This is a genomic window from Halorhabdus tiamatea SARL4B (genome assembly GCF_000470655.1).
In the GTDB taxonomy this organism is placed as follows: Archaea; Halobacteriota; Halobacteria; order Halobacteriales; family Haloarculaceae; genus Halorhabdus; species Halorhabdus tiamatea.
The window spans coordinates 951414-965633 of the sequence record NC_021921.1 but is presented as its reverse complement, the minus strand read 5'-3'; the positions used below and the strand labels follow the sequence as shown (position 1 = coordinate 965633).

At 56.3% G+C, this 14220-nt stretch carries 12 protein-coding genes; 7 read left to right on the top strand and 5 right to left on the bottom strand.

Annotated features, from left to right (window positions below; all coding sequences use genetic code 11):
* Positions 1 to 89: 89 nt before the first annotated feature.
* The gene (locus tag HTIA_RS16240; RefSeq protein ID WP_020936084.1) at positions 90 to 1202 is read right to left on the bottom strand and encodes an O-antigen ligase family protein; all 1113 of its coding nucleotides are present in this window, start codon (positions 1200 to 1202) and stop codon (positions 90 to 92) included.
* 126 nt (positions 1203 to 1328) lie between these two features.
* Between HTIA_RS16240 and HTIA_RS04920 the strand changes: the two genes are divergently transcribed.
* The 4 genes from HTIA_RS04920 to HTIA_RS04905 all read left to right on the top strand — a co-directional run bounded on the left by HTIA_RS04920 (position 1329) and on the right by HTIA_RS04905 (position 6993).
* Positions 1329 to 2669 carry an ISH6 family transposase gene (locus HTIA_RS04920; protein ID WP_008524214.1) on the top strand — a complete coding sequence of 447 codons (1341 nt, stop codon included), beginning with the start codon at positions 1329 to 1331 and terminating at the stop codon, positions 2667 to 2669.
* Positions 2670 to 2822: 153 nt separating this feature from the next.
* Entirely contained in the window at positions 2823 to 3938 is a 1116-nt protein-coding gene (locus HTIA_RS15690; protein ID WP_079980310.1) for a glycosyltransferase family 4 protein, read from the top strand.
* Complete coding sequence (locus HTIA_RS04910; protein ID WP_020936083.1) at positions 3935 to 5551, top strand: alkaline phosphatase family protein; 1617 nt, start codon at positions 3935 to 3937, stop codon at positions 5549 to 5551. The genes HTIA_RS15690 and HTIA_RS04910 overlap by 4 nt, the downstream gene beginning before the upstream one ends.
* Positions 5548 to 6993, top strand: a complete 1446-nt coding sequence (locus HTIA_RS04905) for a sulfatase (RefSeq protein ID WP_008528116.1) — start codon at positions 5548 to 5550, stop codon at positions 6991 to 6993. The genes HTIA_RS04910 and HTIA_RS04905 overlap by 4 nt, the downstream gene beginning before the upstream one ends.
* A 118-nt stretch (positions 6994 to 7111) precedes the next feature.
* On the opposite strand, the gene HTIA_RS04900 is transcribed toward HTIA_RS04905, so the two are convergent.
* Positions 7112 to 10096, bottom strand: coding sequence for a LamG-like jellyroll fold domain-containing protein (locus HTIA_RS04900; RefSeq protein ID WP_008528118.1), 2985 nt, complete (start codon positions 10094 to 10096; stop codon positions 7112 to 7114).
* 386 nt (positions 10097 to 10482) lie between these two features.
* Between HTIA_RS04900 and HTIA_RS04895 the strand changes: the two genes are divergently transcribed.
* Both HTIA_RS04895 and HTIA_RS04890 read left to right on the top strand, forming a co-directional pair.
* Complete coding sequence (locus tag HTIA_RS04895) at positions 10483 to 11091, top strand: hypothetical protein (RefSeq protein WP_008528119.1); 609 nt, start codon at positions 10483 to 10485, stop codon at positions 11089 to 11091.
* Positions 11091 to 11906 (top strand): hypothetical protein, encoded by an 816-nt coding sequence (locus HTIA_RS04890; protein WP_008528122.1) that lies wholly within the window; start codon positions 11091 to 11093, stop codon positions 11904 to 11906. The genes HTIA_RS04895 and HTIA_RS04890 overlap by 1 nt, the downstream gene beginning before the upstream one ends.
* 153 nt (positions 11907 to 12059) lie before the next feature.
* On the opposite strand, the gene HTIA_RS04885 is transcribed toward HTIA_RS04890, so the two are convergent.
* Positions 12060 to 12860 carry a hypothetical protein gene (locus HTIA_RS04885; protein ID WP_008528125.1) on the bottom strand — a complete coding sequence of 267 codons (801 nt, stop codon included), beginning with the start codon at positions 12858 to 12860 and terminating at the stop codon, positions 12060 to 12062.
* A gap of 115 nt (positions 12861 to 12975) precedes the next feature.
* Here HTIA_RS04885 and HTIA_RS04880 point away from each other — a divergent pair, with 115 nt between their 5' ends.
* Positions 12976 to 13449, top strand: a complete 474-nt coding sequence (locus tag HTIA_RS04880; protein ID WP_008528127.1) for a winged helix-turn-helix domain-containing protein — start codon at positions 12976 to 12978, stop codon at positions 13447 to 13449.
* 41 nt (positions 13450 to 13490) lie between these two features.
* Here the strand turns inward: HTIA_RS04880 and HTIA_RS04875 are convergent, their stop codons facing one another.
* Positions 13491 to 13790, bottom strand: coding sequence for a type II toxin-antitoxin system RelE family toxin (locus tag HTIA_RS04875; RefSeq protein ID WP_008528129.1), 300 nt, complete (start codon positions 13788 to 13790; stop codon positions 13491 to 13493).
* Between the two features lie 12 nt (positions 13791 to 13802).
* Positions 13803 to 14081, bottom strand: coding sequence for a ribbon-helix-helix domain-containing protein (locus HTIA_RS17395; protein ID WP_044950935.1), 279 nt, complete (start codon positions 14079 to 14081; stop codon positions 13803 to 13805).
* Between the last annotated feature and the right edge of the window lie 139 nt (positions 14082 to 14220).

Below are 14220 nucleotides of genomic sequence, written 5' to 3'. Positions count from 1 at the left end.
TTAAGACAATCTCGGCGATCGAAATCCGCCGAGTGAGGCCTTGAGAACTATTCTGCACCACCGCCCAACAATTAACATATGATAATCACTCACTTGGACATATGGTATCCCATAAATATAGCGATTATAGTTGAACGCATAGATATCCCAACAAAAGATAACTGGTTAAATATCTGGATGAGTAACATTCCCATTAAAAGTGTAGTGAGCAGTAATGCTTCAATTGATATCGCTTCACGAGTGCTTTCAATTGTAACTCCAACTACCAGAAATGTATATATGAGTCCACCAATTATGCCAAATGAAGCAAACATACGAAGATATGAATTATGGGGATTGCCAACGATCTCAGCAGTTCCTGCAAGCCCTTGACCGGCTAGGAGGTTATTTTGGAGGGCATGAATGCTTGCTATCCATAGCTCACGTCGTCCATTCAGTGATATCTCTGTCAGTATCTGTGGTCCAGGAATAATACCAAATAGCAAAGACAATCCGACTGCGATCGTGGTGATCCCACTGATTGTGATGAGTATCAGGCTTTTACGACCAAAGAGATGATACACATACCAAAGTCCAAGTGCTGCAAGTAAAGCAGTCCACCCTCCCCTATAATGACTCAACATAAGACCAAGCGCGTTCGTTCCCAGTATTACCGTTGAAAAGCGTGAATCTGATATTGACTGTTCTCTGAGTGCTCCTACTGTCCCAACAAACATAAAGAAGCCAAGCTGGTTGGGATTCACAAAAACACTAGTGATAATGGGGATATTCAAATCTGAGAAGAACCCCCATAAAGAAATGTCAATAAATCCAATTTGAGTAGGAAACCCAATGAGTGGGAGAACTCCGATCACCGTTAATAGCGCACCAACCCGACTCACAGCATAGAGGAATTGACTGAGGTTAATTACTGATGAGATGAGATAGAAATTCAATAGAGTAAAGGTTATTAATACTACTAATCGGGTAGAATTAAAAGTTGAAGGATATACTAATGTATTTAAAAATACCACCACAGTAAATGCGGAAATTAGTACAAAAGACCACCTTTTAGCAGAGATGGATCTCTCACCATTCGTTATGAAAAGGAATATACCAAATAAATATGTAAGTGTAGTCGCAACGTATGCTCCCTCCGGTGGTAATTTTGTATTTTGTGATATTAATGAAATTAATAATAATAGTATAAAAAACCAACTCATATTCAATCCGGAAAAGTGGGTTGAATCGCCCTGATATTTTGGTCGTGTCGCAAAGTCCTCTAGAGTTCAGTAACTGACTCCCCTGAGGAAGGGGACGCCTCTGGTGTCCACTCCGAGAGGTGCCCCATGCACGCCACAATCGACGTGCGGTTGACCGTTAGCATCGACGACGACAAAACGATACCGCTGGCCACGCTTGCCGAGTTCATCACCGATCAGAACATCGAATCAGTTCTTCTCGAAGGACTCGTCGAGAGCCTCGACGCGGCTCGCGTCGAGGCGCTCTGTGGTGAAAAACACGCCCACGGCAACGGTGACCAGCGCTACCAACGCGCCGGTACCGATACCCGCACGGCCGTCACAACCGCCGGTGAGCACGAATTCGACCTTCACTACGTCGAAGATACCGCCGCTGACCACGACGAACCCAGCTACTTCCGCCCCGTCGAAGATGTTCTTAGCTTCGACGGAGAAAACCGTTATCAGCAGGACATTGCGGCCAAGAGCGTCGATCTCGCTACCTCGCTCAGCTATCGTGACGCCGCTGACCACGGCGACGGCATCCTCTCGGAGATGCCGTCGCCGACCACGATCAACCGCCGCGCCAGAGAATACGGCAGCAAGCTCAAACAGTTCCTTCCAGACTGTGTCGCTGACACAGACGCTGATGCGGTTATTCCTGACGCCACGAAGTGTCACAGTCAAGACGACGACCGCTCGTACCACTCCGTCCAAGCCACGCTCGGCAAAGATACTGCCGAGGAGTCCCGCTCCCTGCTGGATCTCTCGGTCAACGCTGACTGGGACGAGACAGCCGCCGACCTCGACGACATCGACGCAGTCACTGACGACGCGACGGTCGTCAGTGACGCTGAGGAGGGTATGGTCACGGCCTTTACCGACGAAAATCGCAATCACCAACTTGATCTCGTCCACGTCGGCCGAACACTGGACTACAACCTCTGGGACGACGGCGTGTTCTCCTTGGATCGACGAAACGAGATCGTCTCGGAGGTGATCGACGAGGTGTTCCATCTGAAGAATTCGGTCGCCAAGCACCGGCCGGAAGAGGAGTTCGCGGCGATCCGCGAGCGGATCGCGCGAACGACCGAGCGTATCGAGAAGACAGCGTGGCAGTTGGATCAGTACGGGTCAGAGAAGGCTGCGGGGTATCTTCGGCGGTGGGTGCCGTCGATCGTGACGTTTGCCGAGCAGGCTGTCGAGGGGTTCGAGGTGCCGTGGACCTCGAACCCCGTCGAACGGCTGATGGGCGAAGTCAGCAAGCGATGCAAGAACCAGTGGATGCGCTGGACAACGGAGGGATTAGAGGCGATACTCCAGCTTCGGCTGGTGAAGTACGCTGATCCAGAGCACTACCAGGCGTTCCTTGATGAACTGCTCCAGCGATCGACCAAAACAGCAATGAGCTGTGACCTCTCAATTGAGAGTACCAGAGGCAAACTCTAGACCGCTTTGCGACACGACCGATATTTTTCTGAATAGATGTAAGACATGACTAGGTAGATTTCTGCCACGGGGTTTGACCTGTGTGACTACGGACGTAACCACATCCTCAATACACAAATAATATACTGATCGCTGTCTTGCGCTTCTATAACCATGGTTAGAGTTGCTGTCTTGATAAATGAACTTTCTTCTACTTCAATTCCCCTCGAGATCGCCGTCAAGGTCCATCGCACAACGAATGTTGAAGTACTCATTATCTCATATTTTGATATGCCTGGGGACGACATAGACCCAGATATCGAAGAACTCCAACTCCCGGTCCTGAGACTCGGTGCGGATTCCCGAATTGATCTTTCAGCTTTATCGCGCATTAGGGAGGTGTGCAAAAATGACGACGTGAGCATTCTCCATACACATCATAATTCTACAGGATCTCTTGCTAGATTAGCAATATTTGGTACTGGCACTCAGGTTGTTAATACAGAACATAATGATCATCGATTTTTTACAACCCTACAAAAAACAGCCAATTCGGCTACATATAAGATTATTGACTATAATGTTTCGAATTCTCAGAGCACAAAAGATTCATTCGCATGGTATGAGCGGCTCCTTCTCAATGGCCTTCTCAATGGAGTTGAACAGCGAGTAATATATAATGGAATAGATAAGGAACGGATTGATAGCGCCAGTAGACCCTCAGTCGATCTACCGGACGGTCCGAATATCACGATAGTTGGATCAATCACTGAACAAAAGAACCATGAAACGGCTCTGCGTGCCTTCAAGACGGTTAATGATACTGTTCCTGAGTCTTCTTTGATTGTTGTGGGTGGGGGTGCATTATCTGAAAATCTTCAGAATACATCTACTAAACTTGGACTACAAAATGATGTACTGTTCACAGGCTATCTCCCTCGGCGGGATGATGTGTATGGTGTTCTTAAAAAATCAGAAATCGCGGTTTTCCCGTCGTGGTATGAAGGCTTCTGTGTCGCAGCTGTCGAAGCGATGGCAGCCGGTCTCCCTGTTGTCGTCAGCGATATCGATGTTTTCCATGAAGTCGTCGGCGATCCAGGCGTCTTTGCCGATCCGAACGACCCAGAAGCATTCGCGGATGAAATAATCGACCTGTTACAGCACCCCAAGAAGAGAGAGCTTCTGGGTCAAGAGGCCAAAGAACGGGCTCGATCGGAGTTCTCCCTCGAACGAACTGCGCGTGAATATTCTAACCTCTATAAAGAAGTAGCTGAAAGGGCAAATCGATGACCGACACTATTATCCTCGGCCTCGACGGAGCTACCTGGGACGTGCTCGATCCCCTCCTCGAAGACGGACACCTCCCTGAACTCCAAGCACGCATCGACGAGGGGCAGGCCAACACTCTCGAGAGCACGTTCCCGCCAATCACCGCCCCGGCATGGCTGTCGATGGCCACGGGCCAGAACCCCGGAAAGACCGGCGTCTTCTACTTCCTTAATCGCGACGACCCCGATTCTTTCGAGTTCGAGTCACTCGGTTCGGACTCGTTCCAGGGCGAGAGCTTCTGGGATGTCCTTGCCGCCCGTGGACACAGTGTCGGCGTGTTCAACTTCCCGATGCTGTATCCGCCCTACGAACTCGGCGAAAACGGATTCATGGTTAGCGGTCTCGGATCGCCCAGCGACGACACGATCACCAAACCCGACGACCTCAAACACGAACTTGACGAGGTCACGGGTGACTACGAGGTCAAAGTCCCCTACGCTGATCCGAAATACCAGAACAGACCTGGACAACTCGCGTCAGATCTCCACGAGATGCTCGAAAAACGCGAGGCAGCGATGACCTATCTGCTCGAAGAGAAACGTCCGGATGTCTTTTTTGGGGTCGTGAGCGTTACTGATTGGGCCCAGCACTATTTCTGGCGATATCACGATCCAGAGCACGCGCTGTATGATCCCAACGCTGACGAGACCCACCAGAACGCACTCACGCGGCTGTGGAAACGCGTCGACGAGACTGTCGGCAGAGTTGCCGAATTTGCCGACCGTGAAGACGCAAACCTCTTGCTCGTCTCCGACCATGGCTTTGGCCCCGTCAATCGGACGTTTTATTCGAACGACTGGCTTGAATCCCACGGACTCCGTGTGCCGGCTGAGACCTCAACCGTCCAGTCACTTCGAACCCGCTATTTTCCCCACTTGCGTCGGATCGCGGAACCGATCGTCTCTGCAATCCCCCAGCTTAACGATCTGGCGAAGTCAGTCGGAAAATCCATCCGTGGATCGCCCGGTGACGACATCGACTGGGAGCGAAGCGTCGTCTTCGCACCGCGCCAGAACCTCACCTGCGGTATGCTCTACATGCTCTCTGAGGACCCTGCCGATACGGCGGCCGTGATCGACGCCCTCGAAAATATCACAGACTCGAACGACGACCCTATCGAAATCGACGTCTTTCAGCCAGAAGAGCGCTACGAAGGGCCGAAAACTGACCTCGCGCCCGATATTCTGTTCACTGTCGAGGATTTCGCCTGTGCCGTTGATCCCCGCCCCAACACGAATGACGCGTACATTGTTGACGGGCCGCCCTCAGCAGCCAGAAGTGGCGGCCATCGAATGGAGGGGATTTACGTTGCTTCAGGGCCAGCTATTGAACCCGCAGAGGGCGAGCAGGCGAGTATTTTCGACATTGCCCCCACACTCCTGTATGCGCTCGGAGAGCCGATTCCAGACGTCATGGATGGCGAGTCGCTGACAAATCTGTTCACTACTGAGTTCCAGGCCGAACGGTCTGTCGAACGGCAGTCACTGGCTACCCTGGTTGGGTCCGGTAAATCAGAGACAGAACGGGATACGGAGGCGGTACAAGATCAGTTGGAAGATCTTGGATACATATGAACGTCGTCGTACTCGTTATGGATACCGTGCGAGCCGATGCGATCAACACGGCCCTTTCAAACGCAACTCTGTCTTCTTGGGTAGAGAGCGGAACTGGCTTCCATCGAGCATACGTATCTGCCCCCTGGACGCTTCCGTCCCACGCCTCCCTTTTCACCGGAACTGCCCCATCAAAACACGGCGCACACGCAGGCCACAAACACCTCGACGACACCCTCACAACGCTTCCCGAAATCCTCCATCATCACGACTACGAGACCGTCGCCGTCTCGAACAACACCTGGATCAGCGAGGAGTTCGGCTTCGGCCGTGGCTTCGAGACATTCTATAAGACCTGGCAGTACGTCCAGAGCGATACCGATCTCGGACGCATCGCTCGCCAGGAAGAAGGACGCACTAAACTCACCGAGGCCACGAAGGCGCTCTTCGATGGCAATCCAATTACGAACCTCACGAACGCGATCTATGGCCAGTTCTTCAGGAAGACCGAAGACGACGGCGCCGCCCGGACCAACGAGTGGATCGAAGACTGGCTGACTACCAGAAATGACTCACGTCCGTTCTTCCTGTTCGTCAACTACCTCGAACCCCATCTCGAGTACCGACCACCGAAAGCACACGCCCAAGAGTACCTTCCTGAAGATGTCTCCTACGAAGCGGCCATGGAGGTCCCACAGGACGCCTGGGGGTACATCGCCGACACAGTCGAAGTGACCGACGACGATTTCGAGATCCTTCGGGCGCTTTATCGCGCCGAGATTGCCTACCTCGTAGAGAAAATCCAGGAGGTCGTTGATCTTTGTAAAGCCGAAGACGAGTGGGAAGAGTCCCTCTTTATCGTCACGAGTGATCACGGCGAGAACATCGGTGACCACGGGCTGATGGACCACCAGTATGCTCTTTACGATACTCTCCTGCACGTTCCGCTGTTCGTCCACGGCGGCCCCTTCGAGGACGACGAGAGTCACGACATCGTTCAACTCCTCGACCTTCCTCCAACGATCCTCGACGTTCTCGATATCGACGCGCCGGAGGCCCGAGAACAGTTTCAGGGTATCTCGTTCCATCCCGACGCCGACGAAACACGCGAATATGCCATCGCGGAATACATGGCTCCACAGCCCAGGATGGACGCTCTCAAAAGACGTGTCGGTGATCTCCCAGAGCACGTCCGGACCTACGATCGGTCATTACGAGCGATTCGGACTGACGATCATAAGTTCATCCGCGGTTCGGACGGCTCAACCGAACTGTACGACGTGCAGACTGACCCCGAAGAGATGAACGACCTCTTCGAGACACACGAGGATGTCGTCGCTGACCTCGACACCAGACTGGACGAGTGGCTTGAGAGCTTCGAGCACGCCGACCCAGATGTGGAGGCGACGATGTCCAAGGACACGAAGGCCCGCCTGGAAGATCTTGGCTATCTGCAGGACTGACAAGGTACCATCTACTATGGAGTTTCACTGTCTGGCCAGTCGGACTGTGAACCGGATGATCGCGTGATCTCTCTTTTCACATGTAGACGAAACAATACCTGTCCAGACCTACCACAGACTACTCACTGTCGTCACTCATCTCCGCGGGAGACACCACTCGATCGTAGATCCGCGCATCGTCAAGTAGTCCTGCGTAGCCGTGTTCCGACGGCGTCTCGAAGCGGTTCCCCAGTCGAATCTGTCCACCCCAGTCCAAGTTCCCCACCGAGACCTCATCGCGAGCTCGTTGCTCCCCATCAAGATACACTGTCCGCACGGTTCCATCGAACGTAATTGCGACGTGCTGCCAGCGATTTGTACGAATCCCGTCAGCGATGAGACGGTCGCTACCGACACCTGGCAGCCGGAAACTGATTCGACCATTATCCTCGAAGATCAGGATGCTTCCCCCCGCTGTGTGGACGATATGCCGGAAATCATTGTTCTCAGTCATGTCCAACGCCGTTGGATACGCCCAGAGACTTATCGTGAATTCCTGTAAAGACTCTATCGGCGCTTCGACGTAGTCCGATTGCCCTTCGAATGCCAGTGCCGGCCCGTTACGGCCATCGACCCACTCTGGGCCGTGAATCCGACCGTGAAGGCCCCCGGCCTGGTCGTACACCCACTCACCCGATCCTTCCTCGAAGGACCAGTGGGCCTCACCCTCGAATGGAGAGAAGACCGTCTCCTCGGAGACGTCTTGCTCAGACACTCTGGCCTCCCAGTCGCCGACAGTGTACGCGCCAGGCAACGGGACTCGTTCGTCGAAGAGACCGGTGTCATCGGGGTCGATCGTCCCGGAGATCGGACGACTGTCGCCGTCGATTTCCGCATCCCCGTCGATCGTCACGGCCCCTCCATTCGGTACAGCCCCGACAATACGCGCCCCGGGAACGAATGTGAACACTCGCAACGAATCCTCACCGTCGGACCACACCGCTCGATAATGGTCCGTCTCGATCCCGTACCCGTCACTCCAGAGTTGATCGTAGATCGTCCCGGCTTGCCCGCCATTGGACATGTCCCCCTCTTCGATGGCGACGAACCCGGCACGGTCCCGCAATCGCTCGTACCATTCTTCGCCATCTGCCGACGCCAGGAACTCCCCGAAGTTCGACTGTGCGTACCCGTAACTCCTGGCCTCCCCGTTCACGAACCAGTTGTAGACCCGATTTCGACCCCACTGGCTAAACACGTAGTTCTCGGGATACTCCCACTCTCGCTCCGCAGAATACTCCCGCATGAACCGCGCAGCCTCGTACATCGACTCGTCGATCAACAACTGGGAGTGCTTGATCGGCGTGTTCAAAATACCGAGCGACCCGACACCCAGTCCGAGCCCAATCAATGACAACGCCTGTCGCCGCTCCGGCATCTCGAGATCGTCCGTCTCCTCGATGTCTTCATCCGAAGACAACCCCCGACTCCCGGACTCTTCCGACCCGCCGAACGGCCGCGGATACGCCGCCAGATCCACCCACGCAGCCACGTGCACGAACCCCAACCCGCCGAACACTGCCGTGAACAGCGCCAGCTGTCCGGCGAACCGGATCTGGATCACCGACAGCAACAGGAACCACCAGCCGTAGACGCCGACGAGCAACCACGACGGAGCGAGTCCTCGGTAATTCTGCCAGAGCGCCCAGCCCATGTACGGCAGCGCCAGGAACAGCGCGAACCCGAACAGGAAGATCGGTCCGATGATCGATCCCAACTCCCCCGAGAAGATCGACGTCGTCTCGGCGATACCCTCTGTCGAGACCAGAAAGTCAACTCCACGCCCGAGCTCGTCAACGAACGCGGGAAACAGCGTCCAGACCGCCGCGAACCCGACGCCGCCGATCAGCACTTCACCGCCGAGCAACGACCGCGCCGACACCTCGAACCGCCGGGCCACCTCCCCCAATCCGACAAGCACGACGCTCCCGCCCACCAACAGCACGGGCGCAAGCGCGACGACGCGCGTATGCCAGCCCCACTGGGTGTGGACCGCCAATACCACCACCGCGGCCAGCCCTAGCCCACCCACGAACACGCTCGCCTCGCGCGCTGGCGATCGCCCTGCACGCACCCACGATGGCACCGCACCCACGACGAACAGCCCGAGCGGCACGAGCAAGAGCGGCCCGGCGTCCCAGGCGAGTGTCTGGCCAGCCACACCGACACCCAGCGCAACTCCCCACGCCCACGTCCGCCAATCGAGACGCTCCCGTCCATCTCGACCCACCAGCGACACCACTGCCAGCGCCGTCAACGCCAGCCAGGGATAGTCGAAGGCGTGGTGGTCCGCGAACCCGAGCCCGGTCCGGAAGGCGTGGCCGGGCATGATCGCCAGCAGCGCCACGGCGGCGATGCCGACGCGGCGATCCTCCGTCACCCGAACCGCAAGCACGTACACAAGCAGCGCGGTCACGACCGCCGACACGACAGGGAACCACGCCAACACGCCGCCAACGGCTGACGTCCCACCGAGCACCATCGACACCCACGACAGCATCGCGACCATCAGCGGCTCGCCATGGGAGATGCCGTCAGGTACCGCCGAGAAGATCGAGAAATCAAGCGGACCGGTACTGCCCTCCACCAACTGGTGGACGAAATACCGATAGAAGTACGGATCGTTCCCCGAGAGGACGACGTCCTCGCCGCGGAACACCGCCGGCCAGGGCAGCACCCGGAACAGAACCACCAACGCGAGCGCACCGACCAACCCGAGCGTCGCCACCGGCCGCTGGACGCGCAGGTCCGGCATCGAGATGTCCTCGAAGAAACTCCCTGCCGAGCTACTACCCGAAGCAGTCCCCGCCATCTCTTCGTCGGTCTCCTGTTCCACTCCCAACGCCCGCCGAACAGCCTCGCGATCCGCAAGCGTATACTCCCCGTCGCGCTTCTCCACGACGCCACGCGAGACCAGCTCGCCGAACGTCCCCGAATCGAAAGGCACGTCCTCATAGGTCCAGGTCTCCTCGGCGGCGTCAACGTCGAGTAGCTCTTTCAGCCCGTCAGCGAGAGCCGGCTTCTCCGCGAGGAGTTCCGCAGTCGTCGCCTCCACGTCAGTCATTACACCCACACGTTCCGCCGGAGTCAATAAAGCCACGGGTCAGGGTGACGGTCAGGAAGTAGCCAAAGTCCGGAAAACGAGTCGATAAGAGAACACCGGATCGCCAGCGGTGTGTGTTCCGCATATGTCCGCAGCAGCGCGACGAGGCCCCTCGCCGAAGGGCTCTCGACGATGAGTTCGACGGTCAACCGAGTGCTGATTTCTTCGGCGGTGGCCGTCTCCAAGGGTCACTCCAGGGATCTGCCCAGCGAGTCCTGTCAGTAGCGACTCAATACGATGAGTATCGATCACAACTGGTTTTCGAGACTGTGTGGTTCAGTATGTAAGTGACACTCGCACCCAATGCATTGGTTAGATATATAGGTACACGGGATAACCAATGTATCATGGCGGTCTTGGAGAAGCCGGCTCGGGAACGGGGGTTCAACAAGGAGCGGATTATTCGCGTCCTGTTAAATCATACCGGAGACGATTTGACGAAATACCGCGTCGCACAGCTTTCGGGGGCGTCGGAACCGTGGACTCGGCAGTACACTGACAAACTCGAAGAGCAGGGCTTGATCGACGGGACTGAAGTTGTGGCACCGGTTGAGCTGTATCAGGTGTGGTTGGACCAGCGGATTGAACCGAATCAACTGGAGGTATCACTCCAGCAACCGATGGACCTACTCGCAGAGACTGACTTGCAGTATGCCTTGACAACGTACCAGGCGGAGAATCTACAGCAGGGCTTTCTCTTCACTTCGACCACTGACTTCTACATTGCTCCAGCCGAGATCAACGAGTGGCTTGCAGTCGTCGAGGAGCAGGGGTTGTTGGGCGGTGGAAATACCCGGATCAGGGTTCTCGATGACCACGTCTTCTACAATCGCCAGGTGGTTGATGGTTTCTCGACGGTATCCATCCCCCAGCTAATTCTGGATTTGCTTGGGGAGGGCGGCCCGTGTGAGGAGGCGGCGGAGAAACTCATCGACGCGTATCACGGTGACCAATAATGGTGAGACAGTACTACGTGCCGCAGGTCACGGAACTCTCCGAACAGGAACTCCACGCAGTGTTTGACGCAGCACAACCGCCGGTCTGTCTGCTCGGTGGGTGGGCTGTCCATCTCCATGTCACCCCCGGGTTCCACGCCGCGCACGGCCGTGAGTACATTGGGTCACGAGACATCGATATCGGCGTCCACGTTGATGCGAGTTGGACGGGAGAAGACCTCCCTGAGACACCGGTTGGAGACTCTATTTCGGCAATCGAAGACTTGGGATACACGAGGAGTCGGTTCGGTTTCGTCCAGCACTTTCTCCGGGACAGTCAGGAGCGAATCAGCGAAGCCGAAGCCAGCGAGCACAGTATGCACGAGGTGTTTCAAGTCTACGTTGATGTCATTCCGGACACCACGGAGTTAGAGGAGTTTCGAGACGTGTTCGGGTTCAAACCGCCGGCGGAACCACTCCTGGCACCAGTATTCGAAGCGGGAAAGGGTGAATCGCTGGCGGAGTACGTCTCGTGGTCGCCGCCTGCCGAAGCACTGATCGTCCTACCGGAGTTGCTGTCCGCAATGAAAATCCGTTCGCTCCCCGACCGAGACAAGAGTCATAAACGAGTGAAGGATATCGCTGACCTCCATGCTCTCCTCTGGTACGTCAGAGACTACACGGATATGAGGACCGGCGCGCTGGAATACGTCTCCGACGCCGACGTAGCGCGATGTGCAGACGCGATAGACGATTCAGCACTCGAAGATGCAGCGACACTCCTCCAGATCGAATCGCAACTCGTCAGCGACTCGATTACCCGATTACTCCGCTGACTTGATTGTGAAATTGATAAGAAAACACCGAATCGCTGGCAGTTCATCTCCACAGCTGGCCGCGTCAGCGTGACCAACCCCCTCAGCGAGGGACTCTCGCCGCTGACTGCATCCAAGTGGCAAGCGAAATCCAGGGACCGGCATTCAGGCCGTTCAGGGTTCCCCGCCCGTTTCCCATTCCGGTCGCGGTGTGGGTGACGGGAGGCCGGAAACGGCATCTCGCAACTCCTCGTCGCTCGTCCACGGGAAGCACCGATCGTGGAGTTCGAACTTGCGGAACTTGTTGCGGTGGACCCAACTGTACGTTGCTGGTGCCTCAGCGTTCGCCGTCCGGTCGTCAATGACATCCCAGACTTCGTCTTCGGTGACATCGATGCCGTTCTCCCGTGCGCGATCAACGAGCGCGTCGATCTTCGCCGTGATCGCCTCGTCAGTCAACTCGTCGGTGAACGCGATCTCAAGGGCGGCCTGGATGACGTGGTACGCCGAGTCGAGATTCGCATCCGTCACCCACGCGTAGTCGCGGGGGAACACGTACGATTTCTCGAAATACGGCGGGTCATCGATCTCGCCCAGCTCCGGGGCTTCGCCACCACTCTCCTTCTCGAAGACGCCGACGATGTAGTCGGTGTACGTCGCCAGCAGGGCAAACATGATATCGAACGTGTTGAGCCGTTCCGTCGGGAGTTCCAGTAGATCACCCATGACGAACGGATACGCGCCGAGTTGCTTCGTGAGTTCGTTCTGGACGGCACGCAACCGGCGGATGTAGGGGTCACGATAGCTTCCGAGAATGAAATACGACGTCCGCTGACTCCAGAGATACGGCAACTCGCGCCGTGTGAACCGCCAGATTGCCCGCTTCTCCGCTGGTTCGAGTACGACATCTCCGATGGCTTCCTGGACGACGGCCATGCTGTCCGCAGCGTCTGGCGGTGGACTCGGATCGCTCATGGGTTGTCCGTTCGAACCAACTCACCAAATCTCTTCTGAATTACTTTGGCTATCTTCTAAAACGCCAACTTGGATAACCCTAACTGTTATTGTGTCGCCACCCATATTCCCATTCATGAGTGAAAGCCCCACTGGCGCAGTCGATACGGGGCCGTTCGCCGAACAGCAGCGACTGTTCAAGCTGCTGTCCCAAGACACGCGCCACCTCATTATCCAGGAGTTGCTTGGCCACCCCGCACATCTCATGTCCCTTGCCGAACTCGCGTACATGACCGGCAAGAGTCAGGCGGCCATCACCGACCAACTGGAGACGCTGATCGACGCGGATATCCTCGCACGCTACACCTACGAGCCAAGTACGGAGAAACGCGATCTTCCGGCGCAGTTCTACGGCTTCACGGAGCGGGGCGTCGAGATCCTCCACGACTACAAGTATCTGCGGGGGCTCCCGGTTGCCCGCGCGCTGTACGAGAACACGCGGAAAACCGAGAAGATCGAGCGCCACGAGTCGGCACCGCGTCCGGAACTGCCAGACGCTGTTGTGGACGCCCTCGACTTTGAAGAACCCGAGCTCGACGCCGGCGCGTGATCCCCTGCGGTGCGCCCCCTTAGTCGTCGTGTGTTCCCATGTCAGTCGTCGTCTCTCCAGCTCCCCCACACCTCGCGGTACTTTCCGAGTTCGCGGTACTCGTTTTTGCGCTCAAACACGTCGATAGCGTAGAGCGTCTCGTCGTCCTTGTCCCAATCAATCAGAACGCGAAAGTCACCGACGCGAAGCTTATACCCCGGGTGATTCTTCAGCCGGTCGAGAAAGTGCTCGGGAAAATCGAGACTGTCGTCCAGTTTCTTGATGACTCGCTGTGCCTCCTCACGTTCGAGTTCGTCCAGAGTCTCCTTGATGGCGTCGGAGTATTCCAGGTCGTGGCCCACCTTTCAGCCCTCTCAGCCGTCGATTCCGAACTTCTTTTTCATCTCCTCGTGGCTGGTGGTTCGACCAGCAGCGACATCCGCATACCCCTGTGAGACGCCCTCCTGTGCCCCGGGCGTGAGAATCGGCTCGGTGGTATCGCGCAGCACCTCCCGGATAAACTCCGACCGATTGGTGTAGTTCAACTCCTCCGCCAGTTCGTCGATCTCCTCCAGCAGGCGTTCCGGCACTTTGACGTTGAGCTTCACCATCTCGCCCTCCCCGTCGCCATTTTCGGGCGTGTCCGTGCTCATATCCTGTGGTACGGTGGTGGTACAGATAGAACTGTCGCTCAGTCGCCCACAGATCGAACCAATGACCTCGCTGGCGGCGGAGTCGGGATGGTCGGCCGCGATGACGCTACAGCCGGCGGTCATCGCCTCCGCGAAGGTG

Excerpts from the sequence above, each read along its gene's own strand:
- HTIA_RS15690 (WP_079980310.1), top strand. The coding sequence starts at position 2,823 with ATGGTTAGAGTTGCTGTCTTGATAAATGAACTTTCTTCTACTTCAATT.
- HTIA_RS04885 (WP_008528125.1), bottom strand. The coding sequence starts at position 12,860 with ATGAGCGATCCGAGTCCACCGCCAGACGCTGCGGACAGCATGGCCGTC.
- HTIA_RS04895 (WP_008528119.1), top strand. The coding sequence starts at position 10,483 with ATGGCGGTCTTGGAGAAGCCGGCTCGGGAACGGGGGTTCAACAAGGAG.
- HTIA_RS04905 (WP_008528116.1), top strand. The coding sequence starts at position 5,548 with ATGAACGTCGTCGTACTCGTTATGGATACCGTGCGAGCCGATGCGATC.
- HTIA_RS04920 (WP_008524214.1), top strand. The coding sequence starts at position 1,329 with ATGCACGCCACAATCGACGTGCGGTTGACCGTTAGCATCGACGACGAC.
- HTIA_RS04910 (WP_020936083.1), top strand. The coding sequence starts at position 3,935 with ATGACCGACACTATTATCCTCGGCCTCGACGGAGCTACCTGGGACGTG.
- HTIA_RS16240 (WP_020936084.1), bottom strand. The coding sequence starts at position 1,202 with ATGAGTTGGTTTTTTATACTATTATTATTAATTTCATTAATATCACAA.
- HTIA_RS17395 (WP_044950935.1), bottom strand. The coding sequence starts at position 14,081 with ATGAGCACGGACACGCCCGAAAATGGCGACGGGGAGGGCGAGATGGTG.
- HTIA_RS04880 (WP_008528127.1), top strand. The coding sequence starts at position 12,976 with ATGAGTGAAAGCCCCACTGGCGCAGTCGATACGGGGCCGTTCGCCGAA.
- HTIA_RS04900 (WP_008528118.1), bottom strand. The coding sequence starts at position 10,096 with ATGACTGACGTGGAGGCGACGACTGCGGAACTCCTCGCGGAGAAGCCG.
- HTIA_RS04890 (WP_008528122.1), top strand. The coding sequence starts at position 11,091 with ATGGTGAGACAGTACTACGTGCCGCAGGTCACGGAACTCTCCGAACAG.